We start from the raw sequence: 22969 nt of genomic DNA, 5'->3' as shown, positions 1-22969 counted from the left end.
TCAAGTGAGAATTAACGCTCTGGATTTTTCTTGTCGTACGCATCTAACCCGCAGTCAAACAAGAAAAAACTGGAATTTGGATTAGACTGAAGTTAGTGAAGCGGAAACTCGAGGAACCGTTATGCTCTCTTATCAGGTCAGCCGAAGTATTGAAATTAATAAGAATCAAAGTGAAATTATTGGCTATCTCAAGAACTTCAATAACTGGCCCAGCTGGTCACCATGGGTCATTCTTGAACCAAGCTGCGAGCTGACATTCAGTGATAATCAGGGCCACGTTGGAGCTGGTTATCAATGGAATGGTCAGCGTATTGGGACTGGCGCGATTGTACTGGAAAGTACTCAAGAGCATCGATTAGATATGGAGCTACATTTCTTTCGCCCAATCAAGAGCCATGGAAAGGTGACTCTAATCGTGACGCCGTCACAAAATGGCTGTTTAGTCGAATGGCAAATGCAATCTCGCGTCCCTTGGTATCTGTTCTTTCTGAAAAGTATGTTTAAGTCGATGATAGAGATGGATTATCAACGTGGGTTACGCATGCTTAAAAGTAAGCTTGAAACCGGACGAGTGCATTCAGACTTAGCCGAAATTGGTAACCGAACGTTGCCTCAAATTCATTACATTGGGATCAAGGGTGTGGCTAGCTTGCAGGAATTAGGTTCGGTAATTGAGAAGCATGTTCAGCAACTAGAACAGTTAATTAGTGACGAAACCCTATCCGTGAATGGTGAATTGTTTTGTTATTACCAGTCGATGGATATGCAGAAAGGTACATTCGAGTTTATCACTTGCTTTCCTCTTCTTAACTCAGTACCAGCGCCTCAAGGGGCGGTTACTGGTACCATTCCTGAGAGTGAAACATTTGTCGTTGAACACCGAGGTGAATATCAGTTTTTGGGAAATGCATGGGCTTTAGCGATGAACTTGGTTCGTCAGAGTGGTATGAAAGTCAAAACCAGTCCTTTAGGAATCGAACGCTATCTGAATAGCCCGAAGGAAACCACGGAAGAAGAGCTAAGAACGGAAATTATTTTGTTTAAGAAATGACAGGCGCAGGCGAGTAGGGTGTTTAGGTATCATACTGGTTATGCGAAATGTTATTAAAGAATAATAGCCTATATGTTACTACCCATAAAAATGCCTCAGCAATCGCTGAGGCATGGTTTTACAGGCCAACTTCTCTTGTTAGAGAATTATTGTGCACGGTATTTACCGCTGTTTAGTTCAATTTTAGACGCTTTTACCCGGCTGTCTGCGTTTAGGTAGTCGCTAATACTTAGCAGATCTTGATCTTGAGATGCTTTTAACACCGCTGATTCCCCCTCTGCGAAGATAACTTCTAATTTTAACTCTTTGGCGACTGCTTTCGCTTCGTTAGGATTGTTTACGGTGATGTAAACCAGTCCAGTGGCTTTGGATACGTTACTAAACGCATTCTTAAACACCTCATCACCCGCTTGAAGTTTTACGTCTTCAGATAGGGTTCTAACAGTGCCAGTTTGCACTTTTCGATAGTCTTGGCCATTAATCTCAACCGCTTCTGATGGCACAAACAGTTCTGGTGCAGGTTGTTGAGAGAGCTGTTGCTCTGCGTATACACTCGACGTCATGATAACGAGAGCCAGCATAGAAAATGATTTGTATTTCATGTTATTGACTCCTTAGTGTCCAAATATGCGCATCGACCAGTTCTTAATAACACCGGGTTGAGCGTTGTTTGCCATCGGAACGTCATAGATGGTGGAAGAGTTGAAATATGCAATGTAAGAATAGGCTTCATCGCCGTTCGTATCTATTGCTCGCAACGTCCATTCGCCTTTTGCATCTTCGCCATAAAATTGGTTAGACAACATTAATTGATCTTTGTAGCCTGTAATCGTTGGATCAAGAGATTGACCAACAAGACCATTGCGCGGTGTTTGCAAAACGGAACGAGTCCCTGATGGCGAAATGAGCTCGATAGCTAAGTCGGGCAGACGAGCGTGGTCCAATGTCAATGTCACCTGAACGGATTCTACTGTCAGCTCATCGGCAATGGCGATACTTGAAGAACCACCAACTAGACTTGCATCGGGTACACTTACTTCTGTAGCGTTATGAACCCATGGCGTAATGCTTTGAGCTGGTAAAACACGATTCGTCATGCGAGCACGTTGCATCGCTTCATCTAAATCTACAGCGCCGAAGCCATAAAAAGTATGGAAATCTACGCCTGCTGCGTTTTTTTGCCAAGGGGCAATGGCCTCGTAGCTAACCTGTTCACCTTTATGGTTAGTAAATTCAAGCTGTACGCCTGGATGCGCTTTATCCGTTACTTTTGCTGTCTCCGCTAGTAAAGCACGTACATCACGAGCAGAAAGTGCGTGGTTGGTTGACATGATTGCCGCGATGGCACCCGATGTGTTTGGCGCAGCCGATGAGGTTCCGTTCATCGTACTGGTATAGTTACAGTTCGGATCGAGCTCCGTTCCGCCGTGTAACCCATTAATGCCAAGGCCTTCACTGGTATTTTGCCCTTCTTCACAACCCATTAAATCAGTGGTGACCATAGCAGGGAAATCTTGCCCATATTCACCTGCTGGTGCTGCAACCCACACGTTCGAACCCACCGATGAGTAACTCGCTCGCGTACCATCCGCTCGTAGTGCACTAGTGACTAAATTGAAGTAATTGGCGTTATCATAAGACTGAGCAGAGTTGTGCATCGGTAAGCCTTGATTGTCTCCACCAGCAAAGAAGTTACTTGGCAATACGAAGAATCGCCCTGCATTGAAATAGCGGTAACCATTACCTGCTGACTTTACAAATACAGCACCTCGACCCCAGGCGTTACTGTTGCTGACGTTTTTCATCACGTCCATTTCAAGTTTTAGCTGAGGGTCGCTTTCATCAAAAGTAATCGGGTTTATAGGGCTGAAACCGTAACTTTGGTTAAATACGCGAACATCGCGTGTTGCTGGGTCCATGCCATGGGAGATTAACCAGCCTTCTAATGTCTGGTTGGCTAACCAGTTAAAACCGATGAGGGAAGAGTGAGAAGCGACACCGCGTCCGCCTTCACCGTTGTTGCCGACGGCGCTAATCAAACCGGCTACAGCAGTGCCATGACCATTAGTATCAACCGGATAACTTGGTGGGAATGAAGAGTCTTCGACGAAGTTTCTGCTACCTGTAACTATATTACCTGCAAGGTCGGGGTGATCGATCTGCACTCCAGAATCAATAACGGCAACTTTCACACCAACACCTGCAATCCCCATTGCCTGAGTGAGCTTAGTGTTTAAGTCGTTCCCAGCAACAGCAGGATTAGCCGCAAACGCAGTTTGCCCCGTGTTGTCTAAGTGCCATTGTTCAGAATAGAGTGGATCAAACGCCGAGACGGCAGGTGCAATGCCTACTGCCAACATAGCAGCAAATAGGCGATTAATGCGTATTTCCATTTTTGACCTCATGTCTTTGTTTGGAATTTTTTAGTTCCTGTTTCATATTCCGCTAACAGGAACAAACAAAGCTAACGACAAAGAATAAGGACGAAAACCATTTACAACTTGTTTACATTAAAAGTTCGATGGACAACATAAGTCTTTGTTAATTTACTGAAACCATGAGGTTTTTATATGTCGCATCGAGCATGCATGAAAAGTGAAAAGCAGAAAATACGAGTGTACCGTCTGCTTCAAGAGGGGAGTTATTTAGTTGAAGCGGGTTGAATAGTTGCTATTGGTTTCTTAGGTTCGGCTTTTTCTTTAGGCAGCACGTTATCAATCCACTTTTTAATGTACAACTTATCGAATTCTTTATCACACCACTTTTTGTTTAATCCACGTCGATTGAACTCAGCACCAATCGCCACTTTGGTTTGGTTGGTTGCACGGTTGTAGTAGAGAGTTTCACATAGTTGAGTGTTACTCATTTGCTGGGCATATACATTGACACTGCTGCTGCGCATTCCCAGTTGAGATGCTTGCTGATTACTGCACGCCATAAGAAATAGAGGCGCAAAAGTAATAATGATTAGATTTTTTTTCATGTGTGCTTTTTTATGATGTAGGGTGAATGATGAACTGGTTTCTGCCAGCTTGCTTCGCATCATACAAAGCTTGGTCTGCCAAGAAAAACCACTGATCCCATTCTTGTTTAATTATTTGTGCCGACAGTTTGTCCACTGCTCCAAGGGAAATTGTCGCGCTTAATGGTTTAGAGTCAACCACCAATGGCGTGTTTTCAACAGTATATCTCAATCGCTCCAAAAACTTAGCGCAATCTTCAACTCGCTGTACTTCGAATAATAGGACAAACTCTTCTCCACCCCAACGAATGAGTAGGTCACCAGAGCGAGTGGATTCATTAAATAGCGTGGCAATATGAGTCAGCATTTTATCGCCAATATCGTGTCCATATTGATCATTAAAGGTTTTAAAATGATCAACATCTAAAACTGCTAAGGCAAATGTTCTATCTGGGCTTCTACGAGCCATTTTGTCCAACCAAATGTGAAGATAGCGACGGTTATGCAGTTGAGTTAATGGATCGGTAGTATTTTCTTGAGTGAGTGCTTTATTAATACGTCTAACGCGCAGTACGTAACGAAAACCAACGACTCCAATTGCCGCAATAGCGATAAAGTAGAACATTTCTCGATAGCGCTGTGAACGCAGTTCAGAGGCTTGTAGCGCATTTTTTGTTTCTAGCAATTTGAGTTCTTTCTGGGCTAACTTAGCTTCGAGGTCAAACTTAATGTTAATCATCTCTTCACCATGAATATGATGAGAAAACTCAGCCTCTAGCTCTCTTAATTGGGTTAAATAATGAAAAGCCGCTTCATAGTCATTAAGAATTTGATGAGCGTTTACCAGTACCGAAAGCATATCAATACGCTGACGCAGCTCTAATTCACTGGTTGATTTGGTTTGTTCTAGAACGTTAAGTGCTGTTGTAATAGCTTTATCGTATTGTTTGTTTGCGAGGTAAGCCTCTGCAAATGCCTCGTAACAAGACGTTTTTAGCATTTCTAGATTTTTTGGAATGGGCAGGTCTACGCAACGCTGTGCGACCATTAATGCATCATCAATTTTTCCTACCGAGCTCAACATTTGTGAAAAGCTGGATAAAGAGTGGTGCTTGACTGTGTCCGACCCTGTTTGCATTGAAAGTCGAATGGCTTCATTGAAATAATATTCCGCTTCTTTGTTATCTCCGAGGCTCGAGTGAACGATGCTAAGGTTTGCGTAGATAACCCCCATAAAAAAGCTATTATCGTATTGATATTCGCTCTCTAGGTAAGTGTCGAGAGCTTGCGTTAGGTAACTGTTGGCCCGAGCCCAATCTGATGCGTCGATGTAGACCGTCCCAATGTTGTTCAGTGTCATCGCGACTTGTATTTCAAATACTGTTTTTTCTAATAACTCATAGGCATTGCGATAATATTTTAGGCCACTGCGTAGTTGATTTCGAGATACTTCTAGATTGCCTAACCAGCGGTAAGCACGGCCTTCTAATGCTAGATAACCAAGATCACGGGCTGTAGAAACAACGTCATGGAGTAACAATTCTGCGTTCCAGTTATCGTCTTGCTCAATCATTGTTACTGCCTTATTGAGCTGTGCTTCAGCGACGACCCATTCCAAATGGTGCTTTTTACCGAATTCGATTAAATCGGGCATATCTTTCGGTAATGGAACGCCTTCGTAACGCTTAAGGTACTTTCGTGCAAAGTAATACAGAGCAAGAGACTCCGCTGATGCATGCTGTGGCGTATTTAACTCATCTTTTTGAATTGATCGCGGCTTACCCATCGAGCGAAAGTAGAGTTTTAACATGGGCTTGCTTTCTGCTGAAATGTGTTCTTCCAGATAAGCTTGCTTTTCGGTACTCGCCAGCACGTTGGTCGGATGCAAGAAAAGTCCAAGTGCAGTACAAAGTGCGCAAGCCAGTTTTTTAATTGAGAAGTGCATGAGCGTATTAATAAAATGTGATCTCTTAACCGAATACCAGTTAAGTCTACCATTTCTTGTTGGTTAAGTGCGGATGGATTCCCAGTGGCAAAGTGCTTTGGGAGTGAGAGACGAGAAGGATCTCTATAATATTATGATTTATAAAAACAAAATCTATTGAAAACTTATGTAATGATTGGAAGATGGCATAGGTAGGGTAACGATGGAAGGTAAGTGAGCATATTCGGTGGACTCAATCTAATGATTTAAGCTGCGGATTCATCGCTCGAAATCAGAGTGAAGTGTAAAAAATTACGTTTCTGTCATAAATATTTAATGTTTGTATGGGTTGTTAAAAAACTGGATATTAGACATAGTGTTATTAAGCCAATAAAAAATGGCTTTTATAATAAATAGGAGATTAACTATGCATAATGAAATGATTCAACCTTCGCACTTCGGCATTATCGGCCGTACCTGCATTGCTTCAGTACTTATGATTGCGGGTGTTTTCGCTCTTATTTAAGAGTCAAGGGTAACGATGATTACCTTTTAAAGAGTAAGAAAATTCAGGGAATCACCTTAACCTTGTGTAAGGTATTCCCCTGAAAATCCAAGCTAGTCTTTAGTTATTAGCTGAAGAAGCTAAAAATCAATGCACTTACCGCCACAATGCCTGCTGCTAGAACAAAGTAAGTAGAGATATTTCCTCGATATTGTTTCATCGCCTCGATTTTATACACCGCTAACATTGGCATAATAAATAAGATCATTGCAATAACAGGCCCTGACAATGCTTCCATCATACCAAGAATACTTGGGTTCATGATCGCCGCCGCCCAGATTGAGAAGAACAGTGCTGCCACGCTGATACGATCAACACGCTTCTCAGGTAGGTTAAAATGCTTGTTAATTAAACCATTTAAGCTTTCACGCGCACCTAAAAAATGCCCAAGGAAAGATGAAGTGATAGCGACAAACGCTACTAAAGGACCAAGTGTTGCAATAAATGGATTATCGGTTGCGTTCGCTAAGTAAGACAATACGGATACGTTTTGTTCTTTTGCTTGAGCCAATTGTTCAGGTGACAGTGTTAGCACACAGGAAAATACAAAAATAAGAACAAAGGCAATCAGCATGATGCTAGTGCGACGAAGAATAACTTCGGATTTGGCATCTGCCTGCTTACCGTAATGGCGACGTTGTACATTTGCAAAGCTTGAAATTGCAGCTGCGTGACTAAACGAGAAAATCACTACAGGAACTGCTAACCACATAGTGCTAGCAAAAGCTGACGCTTCTGGCACATCCATGACAGGCATGGTCCAGTTCGGTATTAAGTAAAATGATAGAAAGGCAAGAATGGCAACAAGTGGGAACACCATGATGGCAAAGGCCCGTAGCATTACTTTTTCACCCGCCATCATAATAGCAATTAGTGCAAACACTAGTACGCCAGAAAGCAAAGGTCTAGGTAAAGAAGCCATATCAGCCTGATTTACCATGAAGCTATCTACTGTGTTTGTTATTCCAACCCCATATATCAACAGGATCGGGAAGATCGAAAGAAAATACAGCAGTGAAATAGAACGACCTGCTTTTGCGCCGAAGTGCTCTTCCACTACATCAGTGAAGTCTGCGTTTTTGATCTTAGAAGATAGTACAAAACGAGCTAAGCCACGGTGCGCAAGATAGGTCATTGGAAAAGCAAGTACTGCCATCGCGACTAAAGGCCAAAAACCACCAATCCCAAGGTTAATTGGCAGAAACAGGATGCCTGCGCCAACGGCTGTTCCAAATAGGCTAAGAACCCAATGTGTATCATGTTTTGACCAAGCTGTGGTTGTGTTTATTTCACTAGGATTTAAGGCATTTCGAGATTCTTTCACTTTAAAACTCGCTTTTATAAAAATAATAATGCTGAAAATGGTAAAGGTTTTAGTGTTTATTATCACACGCGAAGCTTGGTGAATAATGCTGTGAATTTGGGGTGGTTGTAAATTATCCAACTATGAATTTTTCAATAAACCAGAATAAAGTTCTTAAATGTAATGCATTTAATGGTTGTATGTATTGAAATTTTCATCTTGTGTGGTTTTTGATTTTGCGGTTAAAACTTAATCACGGATGTATGTTCTAAGTGAGTTAGGCCTAATTTTCAGGAAGAATATTACATTTCTTAAGCACTTAATTGAGATGTTTGTGTCCCGTCATTTAGATGAGATTTAGGTATACTGCTGCCATTCATGTTAAAGAAGGAGTCATTGAATGGACATCTTGTCTGCGCAAAAAGAGGACTTATTTGCCATATATAAGCTCGAAAATACTTTATTTGGAGAACACGCCTATCCTCAATTTTTCTTTCGGCAAGCTTTTGATTGTTGGGGAGAGAGTTTACTGGTAGCAAAAGAGGGAGAGCAGGTCGCAGGGTATATATTGCTAACGACTAGCACAAATGCACATCAATATTGGATCATGTCATTGGCCGTCGATATTCAACATAGAGGTAAAGGTATTGCGCGTTCCCTCCTAGAAAACGTTATTGCGTCGTTGACGTTAGGCTCAAGCGTGAAATTGACTGTCGATCCTAAGAACCAACCTGCATTGTCTTTATACCTCTCCCTTGGCTTTAAAACGTTAGAAGAAGAAGCGCATTATTTTGGTGACGAAGAATCCAGGTTAGTTATGGAATTAGTAAAGTAATACTGCACGATAATGACCGAAATTTGCACACAATCAGTGCGTAGCATTACGTTGCTATAATTGGTTTTAAGCTAACCCTTTGTATGGTAAGGGTTTTTAATCTTGGCACCTCACTTGCTTTACATAAACGTTCATCGATAACTCGATGCGCCGCTCTTAATAGCAGGCGAGAGCGGTATAGGGTATTACTTTTTGAAAATGTACTAACAGCGTTAAAGGCATTGCTGCCTCTCTCGATTCGGGAGAGGCTTTTTTTTGCTAGTAAGTTGGGCTGAATCGCACTGGAGGTGTTATGTCGCAAGGATGCAAAAAAACCACTTGTCCCTATTGTGGTGTTGGATGTGGTGTCGAGGTCAATGCGAAAGGAATCGTTGGGGATGCGTGTCATCCTGCAAATGCGGGATCACTGTGCGTGAAGGGTGTCGCGCTGGCAGAGAGCTTGAATATGCCTTCGCGCTTGTTGTATCCAAAGCTTGTCACCAAGCAACGACCTCAAGGGCAAGAGGTGCAATGGCAACAAGCCACGGATCTGATTGCTGAAAAGATTCATCAAGCGAAAGCGGAGTTTGGACCGGATTCCATCGCGATGTACGTGTCAGGGCAGTTGTTAACGGAAGACTATTACGTCGCCAACAAACTCATGAAAGGCTATGTTGGCAGCGCAAACATCGATACGAACTCGCGTTTGTGTATGTCTTCGGCGGTTGCGGCTCATGTACGAGCATTTGGTGAAGATGTCGTTCCCGTCAATTACGACGATATTGATAAGACTGAGCTATTGATCATTTGCGGTGCTAATACCGCTTGGACGCACCCTGTTTTATTCCGACGTATTCAACAAGCGAGAGAAAACAATCCTAACCTCAAGCTGGTGGTCATTGACCCGCGTGAAACGGTCACCGCACAGCAAGCGGATTTGCATCTACCGATTAAAAACGATGGTGATGTGTCACTCTTCAATGGGCTGCTCAAGTTTCTTATTGAACAACAATTGATTGATTCTGAATACATAAATTCTTATACCGACGGATTTAATGCACTTAGAGAAGAAGTTTCTGATTTGCGTTACGATGTCACTAATTTGACGTCTTCCATTGGCATTTCAGAAGAAAAACTCACGACATTCTTCCAATGGTTTGCGCAAAGCCCAACCGCAATTACGTTGTTTTGCCAAGGGGTAAACCAAGCCGAAAATGGCGTCGACAAAGGCAATGCAATCATTAATGCACACTTGGCGACGGGTAAAATTGCCAAGTCAGGTTGCGGGCCATTTTCTATTACAGGTCAACCGAATGCGATGGGTGGACGAGAAGTGGGTGGTTTGGCAAATCAATTAGCGGTTCACCGTGCTTTTGACGCAGAGTCTATCAAGCAAGTGCAGACGTTCTGGGATTCACCAGAAATTGCCACTCAGCCCGGTTTAAAAGCCGTTGAACTGTTTGAGGCGGTAGAACGTGGTGAGATTAAAGTTCTGTGGATCATGGCAACCAATCCTGTTGTCTCTTTACCAGATAACCAATTGGTAAAACGTGCACTACAGATTTGTCCGTTTGTGATTGTTTCCGATATCACAGCGGATTCGGATGTGGCGCATTACGCGGATCTGTTGCTGCCCGCCGCTGGTTGGGGTGAGAAGCAAGGCATGGTGACCAACTCTGAGCGTCGACTTTCAAGGCAGCGCCAGTTTCAAACGCCTCCCGGTGAAGCAAAATCAGATTGGTGGGCGATAAGCCAAGTTGGGCAAGCTCTGTGTGCATTGGAAAAGACACAAAATGGCTTTGCGTTTACTTCTGAGCGGGCGGTATTCAGGGAATATGCCGCGATGACAGGCATGAATGCAGATTCGCCATTGAAGCTAGATCTTTCTCAATACGCCAACTTAACCGAGCAAGAATACGAAGAGTGGGTGCCGACACAATGGGGAGGAGAGCGCCCTTTTGCTGATGGCGTCTATTCACACCCAGATGGAAAAGCGCGTTTTGTCGTGACCAGTGAATCTCCAACGCGCTTAGAAAGAACAAAAGGCTGGTGGCTCAATACGGGCAGGCAACGTGACCAATGGCATACCATGACGCGCACAGGGCATATCGCCCACCTTGCCGCCTCAGAGTTAGAACCAACCGTGTACATGAACACGCTCTCTGCCACTCAAAATCGCTTAAAAGCAGGACAGCTCACCAAGCTGTTTCAGCCTGCTTCAAACACCGGTATTTATGCCAAAGTTGCCATTGATGAAGGTTTGGGTTTTCAGGAGCTGTTTATGTCAATGCACTGGGCGGGTCGATATGGCGGTGAAAGCAGTGTTAATGCGATAGTAAACAGCGCAAAAGACCCTATTTCAGGGCAGCCTGCATTTAAGTCGTCTTATGTTGAAGTGCAAGACGCCGCGGTCAAAACCTACGGTATGTTCATCGGTACACAGTTTGATTCCGGTAAATTTCTCTACAGCGCATTTCAAGCAGAAAGCAATTTGGGCATTTGGCGCTTTGCACATGATAAGCGACCAAAGAAGCAGAGTTTTTGTCGAACGGAAAAGAGCCGCAGAATTACGATAGATATTGTCCAAGGTTGGCTAGCGGTGGACTATGACCTTGTTGGAGACGTGCGTATCATTCGCTCTGTTTTGGTGGTGTCTAGTGAACCGATTCAAACCGACTACACCAACTTTACCGGCTTGATTGGCAAGCCGATGGAGCTATCGCAACTGCTTACCATCACTCAATCGCAAAGCAGTGCCAAACTGGTTTGTAGTTGTTTCCGCGTTACCGATAAACAAATACATGACGCGATGGAGAAACAAGACTGTACGTCAGTGACCCAACTTCAAAACAAACTCAAATGCGGTACTAACTGTGGCTCGTGCGTCTCTCAAATCAAACAAATGGTCGACAGCCATCAGCATCAAAAGGGCAAACAGCAAGCGAACCAGCAAAGTTTGGCTATTCAAATAAAGTAAGTCATAAAGAGGATAAGCACATGGAAGCGCCTTATCAAAAGTCTTGGTTTAAGAAAGGACAAGCGAGTCAGAAACAAGAACGCTCGTCTCGCTTTTCTAAGCATGATCAAGCAAGCAAACTGAACCAACTTTTAGAAGACCATTCACTAGACCTGGACGCGAACCACAAAGGTTTTGTCTCGATTGTCGGAGCAGGGCCGCACGATCCTGACTTGTTAACGGTAAAGGCTGTGAAAGCGATTATGTCGGCAGAGGTACTGTTGTACGACCGTTTGGTTAACAAAGATATTTTGGAGTTGGCTTCGCCACAAGCCGATTGGATTTACGTGGGCAAAAGATGCGGACAACCTAGTATTGGTCAGGAAGAAATTTGTGACTTGATGGTATCGCTCGCTCAACAAGGAAAGCGAGTTGTACGCTTAAAAGGGGGAGATCCTTTCGTATTTGGCCGTGGAGGCGAAGAAGCATTAGCGCTCGTCAAACACTCAATCGCGTACGAAGTCATTCCCGGCATTACCGCTGCGATTGGATGTTCAGCAAACAGCTTGATTCCGCTGACTCATCGTGGCGTTGCTCGCAGCGTTACCTTTGTGACGGGGCAAGTGGTTACAGGCGTATTTGAAGCGTGGAGCCAACTGATGCAAAGCGGACAAACGTTAGTCTTCTATATGGGGTTAGAAAAGTCATCGCAAATACAAACGGGTTTAATAGGCTCTGGTTTAAGAGCAGATTTCCCAGTCGCGATCATCACTCATGGTTGCAGCCCTCAACAACAAGTGCACGTTACACAACTCAATCAGCTCAATGATTTATCGATTACACTTAAAGGCGTGAGCCCAGCATTGATTGTAATGGGAGAAGTTGTCAAACTGCGCGAACAACTAATAGAAACCGTACAGTCAGTGACGGAATACGAGGGAATATGAGCAGCATTTTGGAATGTATTAGAACAGTCGGTCGTGGCGAACGTGGTAGAAAACCACTGAACTTTGACCAAGCGTTTCGAGTTATGGATGAATACCTAAACGGTGAGTGCGACGACGATCAGATGGCAATGCTGTTGATGCTGATCCGCGTACAGAACGAGACTCAACAAGAAATCGCTGGCTTTGTGAAAGCATTCCAATCCCGCATGCCAGCCATTGGTGCAGACATTGACTGGCCATGTTATGCAGGCAAACGTGAAGCGGCAGGTCAGCCTTGGCACCTGTTGGCAGCGAAGATCCTCGCCGATAATGGTCATAAGGTGCTGATGCATGGCTACCACGATCGTCAATCTGGTCGTTTACACGCAGAAGATTACCTCGACAAGTTTGCTATCAAGAAAGCGGAATCAGCAGAAGAAGCAAAGCGTGTCTTAGAAACGCAAAACATCGTGTATCTGCCGCTGAGTGCGTTTGCTCGTCAAGCAGAAACCATGATCGGTTGGAAGAATCGTTATGGGCTTAGAACGCCGATTAATACCGTGGTTCGTGCATTGAATCCGGGGCAGGCGACGGTTGGTATTCGTGGTAGCTTTCATCCCGGGTTTCAACAACTTCATGCTGAAGTCGAATTCGAGATTGGCAAAACCGCTCATGCCGTTGTGTCATTCAAAGGACAATCGGGTGAGTCCGAATACAACCCGAAAGTAAGCCAAACCGTATGGTTAAGCCAAACAAGCGGCGTGACATCGCACTACTGGACGGAGCAAATGCTGTCTGAGGTGCCAATGCCTGCGAACTGCCCGTTTGGGACGTCAGAAGATGACATGAACCAAATGGCGAATACGGTTCTCGCTACGATGACAGTGGTCTTGTTTGCACAAATGCACGACAGGGAAAAAGCATTCGAACGCGCCTTCTCCTACTGGCAAGCCTATTGTGGCCAGCAATAACGCACTATTGTCAATTAATGTAAAACCAACGACGCAAAGTTGTTGAATCTGAATCCATTATCTATTGTTTGAAGAAGGTAAAAGATCCTAGCTCGCCAATGATGTGTTTCACCACCTTGCTCCGTATCAGAGTGGTGAAACCGCAGTTTTAGCCTCAATCGCGTTCGTTTCTCGCTGCGCTTTTGAGAATGAGAAAATCCCATATGGTAAGACACAGAGGACATGGATAATGGTTCTAAAGCATACCACTCCTAGTGAAAAGGCTTCTCACCCGATCCCGCAAGAAGCCTTCGATTGGTACGACGAATACGCCCACGGAAAAATCTCGCGCCGTGAGTTTCTTAATAGGCTGGGTGGTCTTGCTGTGCTTGGCTTTAGCATGACAGCACTGGTCGACGCGCTAACCCCTAATTACGCACTCGCAGAACAAGTTTCATTTAACGATCCTGACATCAAGGCAACGTACGAAACCTTTCCATCTCCAAATGGACATGGAGAAGGGCGTGGTTATTTGGTGATGCCACAGAAGAAGACCTTAAAATCGCCGACTGTGTTGGTGATTCATGAAAATCGAGGTCTAAACCCATACATCAAAGATGTCGCAAGACGACTTGCAAAAGATGGCTTTATTGCTTTCGCTCCAGACGCACTTTATCCACTCGGCGGCTATCCGGGGAACGACGATGAAGGTCGCGCCATGCAGAAAGAGATGGACAGAGCCAAGATCGAACAAGACTTTATTGCAGCCGCTAACTTCCTCAAACAATACGAGGGTGGCAACGGTAAATTGGGCGCGGTTGGATTCTGCTTCGGTGGATACATTGTCAATATGCTTGCAGCGGTAATGCCTGAAGAGCTCGATGCAGGTGTGCCTTTTTATGGAACACCAGCTGCGCAAGAGATCCAAAAGCAAGTCAAAGGGCCGTTGATGATTCACTTTGCAGGGCTCGATAAGCGTGTTAACGACACATGGCCTGCTTATGAGCAGCAATTGATCGCAACCGACGCACAGTATCAAGCGTTAATGTATGAGAACGTCAACCACGGCTTCCATAACGACTCAACAGCACGCTACGCACCGGAAGAAGCAGCACTCGCTTGGGAGCGCACACTCGGCTTCTTCAAAGAACATCTCGCCTCTAGTTAAAAGGCTTCTACTTTAGTTGGCACATTCCTTGTTATGTCTCTCTTAGTGAGTGAGATATAAACAAGGAATGTGCATGACTCAATCAACGTCAAAAACACCCATCATAGTATGCTGTGATAGCCTCCAAGAGCAGGCTCGATTGTCCGGTTTATTGAGCAAAGATTACGACAACATCATCGGCTGCCAATTGGCACAGCTAGAAACGCTTATGCAGCGAGAACCGTCAGCAAGCGTTGTGGTTGGATGGCAGCAACCAACCGCAGAACTGCGTTTGATCGTCGATTTCTGCCGCAGAAAATCGGCACCACTTCTTATCGTCTTAAAGCAGTTATCATCTAATGATATCAATCGGTTATCAGAAAAAATGGACTATGTGCTCATGCCGCACGATAGTGAGTTTGCGCTTCAGCCTTGGATTGAACATGCGACACTAGTGAGAGCGAAATTCGAAAGTATGCAATCGGAAATTGAATCGCTGACCCATAAGATTGAAGAGCGCAAGCTGGTGGAAAAAGCCAAAGGTCTGCTGATGAAGATGCACAGCGTTGATGAAGAACAGGCTTATAAAGCACTTAGAAATTCAGCCATGCAATCGAGCCAAACGCTCGCACAAGTTGCCAAGAATTTGATAACTACTTTGGAAGTGTTGGATTAGTCGCTCTACCACTTTGGGGTTAGGGTGCATTTTCTAACGTGGTGCGTGTTGCACTATCAGCAAGCAATAACAGGGAATAAGAAACGGTGGAATAAACTAATTCATTGTATTTACTGTGAAAAATAAGTTGGCACAGTAATTGGATTACTAGGTATGGGTTTATTGTTGAATCGCTTATCTCAATTATCAACGGCGGTAATTGTAGACTTAGCAACGGCGCTACTGCTCTTCGGAGTAGTGGCGCTTTTTTTATGGGAGCAAACCAATGAAATGGAGTTCGATGCTGAAAGTGTCAGCAATTTCGTTATCGGTATTCACCACGGTTAGCGTAAAGGCAGAGTTGGGTGAGCCAGAAATTGAAGACCTGAAGTTTGGTTTTATTAAGTTAACCGATATGGCACCGCTGGCGGTTGCTTATGAGAAAGGCTTTTTTGAAGACGAAGGCTTGTACGTCACTTTAGAAGCTCAAGCAAACTGGAAGGTGCTTCTAGACCGAGTCATCGACGGTGAACTTGCCGGTGCGCACATGCTTGCTGGTCAGCCATTGGGCGCAACGATTGGTGTTGGCACAAAAGCAGAAGTGATTACTGCGTTCAGTATGGATTTGAACGGCAACGCAATCACGGTTTCCAATGATACTTGGGAGCAGATGAAGCAATACATTCCAAAACAACCAGATGGCAAACCTGTTCACCCAATCAAAGCGGATGCATTGAAGCCTGTGGTCGACAGCTATCTGGATAAAGGCAAACCGTTCAACATGGGGATGGTGTTCCCTGTATCGACGCACAACTATGAGTTGCGATACTGGTTAGCGGCAGGTGGGATTCATCCAGGCTTTTACGCTCCAGACTCAGGTGATAACAGTGGCCAATTGGATGCTGACGTTCTTTTGAGTGTTACACCGCCACCACAAATGCCAGCAACAATGGAAGCGGGCACGATCAAAGGGTACTGCGTAGGCGAACCATGGAACCAACAAGCCGTATTCAAAGGTATTGGTACGCCAGTCGTGACCGATTACGAGATCTGGAAGAACAACCCAGAGAAAGTATTTGGTGTTTCCAAAGCTTGGGCTGAGAAATATCCAAACACACACATTCGCGTAGTGAAAGCCTTGATTCGAGCGGCACATTGGTTGGATGAAAACGACAATGCCAACCGCCAAGAAGCAGTGAAGATGCTATCAAAAAGCGAGTACGTCGGAGCCGATGCCGAAGTTATCGCCAACTCAATGACCGGCACATTTGAATACGAGAAAGGCGACAAACGAGACGTGCCAGACTTCAACGTGTTCTTCCGTCATAACGCCACTTATCCGTATTACAGCGATGCGATTTGGTATCTGACCCAAATGCGTCGCTGGGGACAGATCTCAAGCGAGAAATCCGATGATTGGTACATGGATGTCGCAAAAGAGGTTTACCGTCCGGACATTTACCAACAAGCGGCTCAAGCGCTAATTGAAGATGGTGTGTTGAGCAAAAAAGACTTCCCAGATTTCAGTGCTGAAGATGGCTTTCGTGCGCCACAAACACACTTTATCGACAACATCGTTTATGACGGTCGCGAGCCAAATAAATATCTAGAGAAGTTCTCTATCGGGCTTAAAGGAAAAGACAAAGTTTAACCATAACGATAAACGCCACAGGCGAGGGGGATTCGCTTGTGGCAACAAGGATGTAAATTTCTTAGGAGTGAGTATGTCTAGTAATGTCATTTCCCTTTTTCCTGCTAAGCAGGTAGTGAACCGAAGTCGGTTGGTGCTTTTGCCCGTCATTGGTTTGCTGATCTTCTTGGCAATGTGGCACTTAGCGGCGAGAGAAGTGCAAACTTCATTAGGTACGCTACCGGGACCAGTGCAAACTTTTCAGCAGTTTAGCAACCTTGTCGATGACCATTGGCAAGAGCGAGAAAAGGAACAAGCGTTTATCGAGCGTCAGGAAAAGCGCAATGCTGCGAAGTTAGCGAAGAATCCAGACGCGGAAGTGAAGATTCGTCCTTACACAGGTAAACCGACGTTTTTCGACCAAATCGTGACTAGCTTAGTGACTGTGACCGCGGGCTTTCTGCTGGCGACGATTATCGCGATTCCGCTTGGCATCGTGCTTGGTCTTAATCAAGGGCTGTATCAAGCGTTCAACCCAATCATTCAACTGCTCAAGCCCGTATCACCTTTAGCTTGGCTACCCATCGTTACCATGGTTGTAAGTGCCACTTATGTGAGTGATGACCCGATGTTTGCTAAGTCGTTCATTAACTCTCTGATCACAGTAGCGCTATGTAGCTTATGGCCGACACTGATTAATACCGCTGTGGGTGTAACGAGCGTTGATAAAGACTTAATCAACGTGAGCAAAGTGCTCCAACTTTCGTGGTGGCAGCACATTCGCACTATCGTTTTACCTTCTGCCATTCCAATGATCTTCACAGGTTTACGTCTCTCTTTAGGTATCGCTTGGATGGTGTTGATTGCGGCAGAAATGCTCGCTCAGAACCCGGGGTTAGGCAAGTTCGTTTGGGATGAATTCCAGAACGGCAGCTCGGCATCATTGGGGCGCATCATGGTGGCAGTCATCACCATTGGTTTTATCGGTTTGATGCTCGATAGAGGCATGCTGCAACTTCAAAAGTGGCTGTCTTGGAATAAACAACAAGCGTTGAGATAAGGGAAACGATCATGGAAAAAGCATTATTAGATCTAACGCGTTTAGGGATGCGATTCCCAACGCCAGATGGCGAGTTCATCGCGCTTAAGAACGTCGATTTACAAATCAATAAAGGCGAGTTTGTATCCCTAATTGGTCACTCTGGCTGTGGTAAATCAACGGTATTGAACTTAGTCGCAGGGCTACACATGCCAACAGATGGCGGCGTGATCGTCGATGGACGAGAAGTAGCTGGACCAGGACCTGACCGCGCAGTGGTGTTCCAAAACCATTCATTACTGCCTTGGTTAACCGTGTATCAAAACGTTGAGCTTGCAGTAAAACAAATTGCCGACAAAAAGGGCAAAGCGTGGATTCAGGAACAAGTGAACCACTATTTAGAGTTGATTCAAATGCAGCATGCTGCGCACAAAAAGCCGGATGAAATCTCGGGCGGTATGAAGCAGCGAGTCGGCATCGCGAGAGCACTGGCACTTCAACCAAAGGTTTTGCTGATGGATGAACCATTTGGCGCGTTGGATGCGTTGACACGTGCACACCTACAGGATGCACTGATGAAGATCCAAGCCGAGCTAAACAACACTGTCATCATGATTACCCATGACGTGGATGAAGCGGTGCTGCTATCCGACAAAATCGTGATGATGACTAACGGACCGGCGGCAACCATTGGTGAAGTGTTAGAAGTGAATCTACCTCGCCCTCGTGAGCGTGTAGCACTGGCAGATAATGCGCAGTATCAGAAGTGTCGACAAGCAGTGCTGAAGTTCCTTTACGAGAAGCAATCCAAAGTCGAGATTCCTGCTTCGAAAGAAGACAAACCCAAAACCGCAGTGCAAACGGCATAAGGAGGCAGCAATGAACAGTCCTTTAACGATCCCAGTAAAGAACGCATTGAGCCACATCGTTGTGGTAGGTAATGGTATGGTCGGGCAACACCTTGTCGAGCAATTGGTACAGAAAAACGCGCATTTGGAGCACCGAATTACCGTGATTGGTGCAGAGCGCTTTATCGCGTATGACCGTGTACAGTTGTCCTCTTTGTTTGCGGGCAAATCTCATGATGATTTGATGCTGAGTAACCAAGAATGGTACGACATGCATGGCATCCAACTCGTACTTGGCAGCCAAGTAACAGGCATCGACAGAGAACAAAAGCGCCTTCTGCTTGATGGTGAAGATGTGCTGGGTTACGACCAACTTGTGCTCGCGACTGGTTCTTACCCGTTTGTGCCTCCAATTGAGGGTAAAGACCGAGACAACGTGTTTGTCTACCGCACGCTTGATGACCTTTCACAAATCAAAAAAGCATGTGAAGGCGCAAGAACGGGCGCAGTGATTGGTGGCGGCTTGTTGGGTTTAGAAGCGGCAAATGCGCTCAAATTATTGGGGCTAGAAACTCACGTCATTGAGTTTGCACCTCGCCTGATGCCCGTGCAGTTAGATGATGGTGCTGGCTTAGTGCTAAAAGAGAAGATTGAAGCGCTAGGGCTAACCGTTCACACCTCAACGGGTACGGAACGAATCTGCGATGGTGAAACGGCTAAGCATCGTATGGTGTTTAAAGACAAAGATCCTCTCGAAGTGGATGTGATTGTCTTCTCCGCAGGTATTCGTCCTCAAGATGAGTTGGCAAGGCTGGCTGAGCTAGAAATAGGCGAGCGAGGCGGCATTGTGATTAATAACCAATGCCAAACCAGCGATGAGAACATTTACGCGATTGGCGAATGTGCCCTTTGGGAGCAGAAGATCTTTGGTTTGGTCGCTCCCGGTTACACCATGGCGAGAACCACTGCCGATGTCTTGACTGGTATGCCGAGCGAAGGTTTTAAAGGTGCAGACATGAGCACCAAACTCAAGCTGCTTGGGGTGGATGTGGCGTCTATCGGCGATGCACAAATGCAAACTGAAGGCGCACAGGAAATGGTGTTGCAAGATGCGGTTGCAGGTATCTACAAAAAGCTGGTGGTTGATGCGAGCGGTACCCAATTGCTCGGTGCGATTCTCGTTGGTGACAACAGCGATTACGATGCGCTCTTACAGTGTTATTTGAACAAAACGGTCCTGCCAGGCCACGTGGCGAACCTGCTGTTTGATACCGGAATGCTGGATGGAGAGATGCCAGACAGCGCCATCATCTGTTCTTGTCACAACGTCACAAAAGGCGACTTAGTTGCCGAGATTCAAGCTGGCACTACCAACCTGACGGACCTTAAAGCCAACACTAAAGCCGGTACTGGCTGTGGTGGCTGTAGCAATATGGTGAAGTCGGTATTGGATACTCAACTGGCAGCCATGGGGGTAGAGGTTAACAACCACCTTTGTGAGCACTTTGAGTTAAGTCGCCAAGAGATGTTCCATATTTGCCAAGTGGAACAGATCAAAGACTTCGACACCTTAATTGCACTGCATGGCAAAGGGCATGGGTGTGATATCTGTAAGCCGACAGCGGCATCTGTGTTTGCTTCTTTGTGGAATGAACACATCATGGAGCCGCAGCATCAATCTCTGCAAGATTCTAATGATGCCTTTATGGCGAACCTACAAAAAGATGGCTCTTACTCGATTGTGCCTCGTGTTCCGGGTGGCGAAATTACACCAGATAAACTTATCGTGCTAGGCGAAGTTGCGCAGCAATATGATTTGTACACCAAGATCACCGGCGGTCAGCGCGTGGATTTATTTGGCGCGCAGTTAGAACAGCTTCCTGAAATCTGGCAAACCTTGATTGATGCTGGTTTTGAAACAGGGCACGCCTACGGCAAATCGGTGCGCACCGTGAAATCTTGCGTCGGTTCTACGTGGTGTCGCTATGGTGTTGATGACTCGGTCGGATTAGCCATTGAGTTAGAGAACCGATACAAAGGATTGCGAGCGCCCCATAAGCTTAAGTTTGCCGTATCGGGCTGTACTCGCGAGTGTGCAGAAGCGCAAAGTAAAGATATTGGGGTGATCGCTACTGAAAACGGCTGGAATCTATACGTTTGTGGTAATGGCGGCATGAGACCACGACACGCTGATTTATTTGCATCCGACTTATCCAAATCAGAGTTGATCACCATGATCGACCGAGTATTGATGTTCTACGTCAGCACCGCAGATCGCTTGCAGCGTACGTCGGTGTGGATGGAGAACATGGAAGGGGGCCTAGATTACCTTAAACAAGTGATTTTGGATGACTCTCTCAACCTATGTGATTCATTGGATGAGCAAATGGCGCGAGTCATAGATACCTATCAATGTGAGTGGAAGAGTACGCTGGATAATCCTCAAAAACTGCAACGCTTCCGTCCTTTCTTGAACAGCACGTCGGGCAGCAAAGTCTTGCCGTACCAACGTGTGCGCGGTCAGCGTATTCCAGTGAAACAGGAGGTGTAAATGGCAGCTTTAACCAAAGTGAAATTGTGTCAGCTTGATGACTTAATGCCGTTTATCGGTGCTACTGTATTGATTGAAGGCGAGCACGTTGCGCTATTCTACATTCCAGATAGCGGTGTTTACGCCGTTCAAGATTGGGACCCAATTGGTAAGGCTTATGTGATGAGTCGAGGGATTGTCGGTGATATTGATGGAGAGATGTGTGTTGCGTCACCACTGTACAAACAGCATTTCAGCTTAAAGAGCGGGCAGTGTTTAGAAGACGAAGCGCACTGTCTAAAAACGTGGCAAGTAACGGTTGACGATAATCAGGTTTGTTATTTAGTCGAAGAATGATCTCCGAAGTTAGCTTGCTCGATATGAGTGAATTCTTCGCGTGAGGGACATGCGAATAAAGCTCCAGAGACACCAAAGTATGGTTCTGGAGCTTTTTACTATTTGGAAGGATTCACTTGTAGTTCGGTATAGCCAGTCGAGTCGTCCATCGTTCTGGTGAACTCAAGTTCTGAGTAAGAATGGATGATCAATTCTGCGGTAGTATCAATCACTGTGCCTTCCAGCAAATGCCCACCCCAGACTCGTCCTTCACGATCAGACACCGAGATATGAACGTGCTGATGTTCAGGCGTTAGGGTTCCCATCACAGAGACGATTTCAAATGGCTCTTGTTTGGTTAACGTACTCTCTGCACCTGCCAAACGAAGGTTGAGGTCAGAGACACAACCAACGCATGAGGCAATCGAGCCTGCTTTGATACCATGTTGCTCGACCAATTTCGCTAGGCTCAGCTTTAAGTCCATGCCTTTGGTAAGACGTACTGCTATCACTTCAATCGACATGTCACTTCCTAATCAAAACCAGCAAGCAGGAAAGCGCCGTATCCAAGTCGGCATAGCGTTTGGCTTTGCCAAGTACGCGCATACCTTGCATGTTGTTGAGAACAAAACGAGCGAGCTCTTCTGGTTTCAGCGTTTTCGGCACTAAGGTTTCTTTTTGCGCATTGGTCAGCGCATCCGCAATGATGTCGATAAGGTGGTCAAACAAAAAATGCCCTTTGCGCAGTACGTCATCGTCTTCACCTGCATGCTCAATCAACGCATTTTGAATAAAACACCCACAGTTGCGTTTGCGCTGCAGCTCAGCAAAAGATTTAAGGAACGATTCCAACTCAGGTAAAGACGCGTCGTCTTTTTCCAAATCATTGAGTGACGGTAGCGAGACCTTTTTCAAGTAGGTATCGAGCGCTTCGTAGTAGAGCTGTTGCTTGTCACCATAGGTGTTGTAAAGACTGAAGCGGTTGATGTTCAACTCGTCGGTGAGATCCGAGATAGACGTGTTCGCAAAGCCCTTGCGCCAAAACACATCCATAGCCACGAGAAGCTTTTCATCTCGGTCGAAGTTGGCTTTTCTTGCCATAAATTACCTGCCTGGGTCTGCTTATCGGGTAATTAAATTGCTTTGGAGGGATGGTACAGAGAACCTCTAGCGTTCGAACTGAACCAATATGATGAATACCCATCTATTCTTGGGTATCAGCCTCCAAATTCATGTGAACTCACAAACGGCATCAAAAATCTCGCTCAGCAAACAGACCCACAACTGTTTGAAAATTTTTGATAGTGAAGTTCTTGACTGATCGTTTATAAAC

At 45.4% G+C, this 22969-nt stretch carries 19 protein-coding genes; 12 read left to right on the top strand and 7 right to left on the bottom strand.

Going from position 1 to position 22969, the window contains the following annotated elements:
- The first annotated feature begins 121 nt into the window (after positions 1–121).
- The gene (locus tag R7O13_RS04605) at positions 122–1051 is read left to right on the top strand and encodes an SRPBCC family protein (protein ID WP_318303140.1); all 930 of its coding nucleotides are present in this window, start codon (positions 122–124) and stop codon (positions 1049–1051) included.
- Positions 1052–1197: 146 nt separating this feature from the next.
- On the opposite strand, the gene R7O13_RS04600 is transcribed toward R7O13_RS04605, so the two are convergent.
- From R7O13_RS04600 to R7O13_RS04580, 5 genes are all read right to left on the bottom strand, one after another.
- On the bottom strand, positions 1198–1653 hold the full coding sequence (locus R7O13_RS04600; protein WP_025767689.1) for a hypothetical protein: 456 nt from the start codon (positions 1651–1653) through the stop codon (positions 1198–1200).
- Between the two features lie 12 nt (positions 1654–1665).
- Positions 1666–3444, bottom strand: a complete 1779-nt coding sequence (locus tag R7O13_RS04595) for a S8 family peptidase (RefSeq protein WP_205460977.1) — start codon at positions 3442–3444, stop codon at positions 1666–1668.
- A gap of 248 nt (positions 3445–3692) precedes the next feature.
- The gene (locus R7O13_RS04590) at positions 3693–4034 is read right to left on the bottom strand and encodes a hypothetical protein (protein WP_025767691.1); all 342 of its coding nucleotides are present in this window, start codon (positions 4032–4034) and stop codon (positions 3693–3695) included.
- Positions 4035–4044: 10 nt separating this feature from the next.
- Positions 4045–5958 carry a tetratricopeptide repeat-containing diguanylate cyclase gene (locus tag R7O13_RS04585; protein ID WP_225455661.1) on the bottom strand — a complete coding sequence of 638 codons (1914 nt, stop codon included), beginning with the start codon at positions 5956–5958 and terminating at the stop codon, positions 4045–4047.
- Positions 5959–6569: 611 nt separating this feature from the next.
- Complete coding sequence (locus R7O13_RS04580; protein WP_158155229.1) at positions 6570–7826, bottom strand: aromatic amino acid transport family protein; 1257 nt, start codon at positions 7824–7826, stop codon at positions 6570–6572.
- Positions 7827–8205: 379 nt separating this feature from the next.
- Here R7O13_RS04580 and R7O13_RS04575 point away from each other — a divergent pair, with 379 nt between their 5' ends.
- From R7O13_RS04575 to nirD, 11 genes are all read left to right on the top strand, one after another.
- Positions 8206–8640 carry a GNAT family N-acetyltransferase gene (locus R7O13_RS04575; protein WP_017634213.1) on the top strand — a complete coding sequence of 145 codons (435 nt, stop codon included), beginning with the start codon at positions 8206–8208 and terminating at the stop codon, positions 8638–8640.
- Positions 8641–8932: 292 nt separating this feature from the next.
- Positions 8933–11596, top strand: coding sequence for a nitrate reductase (locus R7O13_RS04570; protein ID WP_318303136.1), 2664 nt, complete (start codon positions 8933–8935; stop codon positions 11594–11596).
- A gap of 20 nt (positions 11597–11616) precedes the next feature.
- Positions 11617–12522, top strand: a complete 906-nt coding sequence (gene cobA, locus R7O13_RS04565; RefSeq protein WP_053349950.1) for a uroporphyrinogen-III C-methyltransferase — start codon at positions 11617–11619, stop codon at positions 12520–12522.
- The gene (locus tag R7O13_RS04560; protein WP_053349949.1) at positions 12519–13472 is read left to right on the top strand and encodes a glycosyl transferase family protein; all 954 of its coding nucleotides are present in this window, start codon (positions 12519–12521) and stop codon (positions 13470–13472) included. Before cobA ends, R7O13_RS04560 begins: the two co-directional genes overlap by 4 nt.
- Positions 13473–13701: 229 nt before the next feature.
- Positions 13702–14619, top strand: a complete 918-nt coding sequence (locus R7O13_RS04555; protein ID WP_009704599.1) for a dienelactone hydrolase family protein — start codon at positions 13702–13704, stop codon at positions 14617–14619.
- Between the two features lie 73 nt (positions 14620–14692).
- Positions 14693–15274, top strand: a complete 582-nt coding sequence (locus R7O13_RS04550) for an ANTAR domain-containing response regulator (protein ID WP_012842515.1) — start codon at positions 14693–14695, stop codon at positions 15272–15274.
- Between the two features lie 265 nt (positions 15275–15539).
- Positions 15540–16904: a CmpA/NrtA family ABC transporter substrate-binding protein gene (locus R7O13_RS04545; RefSeq protein WP_005375887.1), complete on the top strand. Its 1365-nt coding sequence runs from the start codon at positions 15540–15542 to the stop codon at positions 16902–16904.
- A 73-nt stretch (positions 16905–16977) separates the two neighbouring features.
- Entirely contained in the window at positions 16978–17943 is a 966-nt protein-coding gene (locus R7O13_RS04540; protein ID WP_053303689.1) for an ABC transporter permease, read from the top strand.
- Positions 17944–17954: 11 nt separating this feature from the next.
- Positions 17955–18791, top strand: a complete 837-nt coding sequence (locus tag R7O13_RS04535; protein WP_318303131.1) for an ABC transporter ATP-binding protein — start codon at positions 17955–17957, stop codon at positions 18789–18791.
- A gap of 10 nt (positions 18792–18801) precedes the next feature.
- Positions 18802–21321 (top strand): nitrite reductase large subunit NirB, encoded by a 2520-nt coding sequence (nirB, locus tag R7O13_RS04530; protein WP_318303130.1) that lies wholly within the window; start codon positions 18802–18804, stop codon positions 21319–21321.
- Positions 21322–21657, top strand: coding sequence for a nitrite reductase small subunit NirD (gene nirD, locus R7O13_RS04525; protein WP_017820230.1), 336 nt, complete (start codon positions 21322–21324; stop codon positions 21655–21657). It begins immediately after the preceding gene.
- Positions 21658–21755: 98 nt separating this feature from the next.
- On the opposite strand, the gene R7O13_RS04520 is transcribed toward nirD, so the two are convergent.
- Both R7O13_RS04520 and R7O13_RS04515 read right to left on the bottom strand, forming a co-directional pair.
- Positions 21756–22160 carry a PPC domain-containing DNA-binding protein gene (locus R7O13_RS04520; protein WP_213874029.1) on the bottom strand — a complete coding sequence of 135 codons (405 nt, stop codon included), beginning with the start codon at positions 22158–22160 and terminating at the stop codon, positions 21756–21758.
- A gap of 1 nt (position 22161) precedes the next feature.
- Positions 22162–22737, bottom strand: a complete 576-nt coding sequence (locus R7O13_RS04515) for a TetR/AcrR family transcriptional regulator (protein WP_005375904.1) — start codon at positions 22735–22737, stop codon at positions 22162–22164.
- Positions 22738–22969: the final 232 nt, after the last annotated feature.

The sequence above is a fragment of the Vibrio sp. Y176 genome (assembly GCF_033438945.1).
Note: the sequence above shows the minus strand (reverse complement) of the source record. Positions and strands in the feature narration are given on the sequence as shown.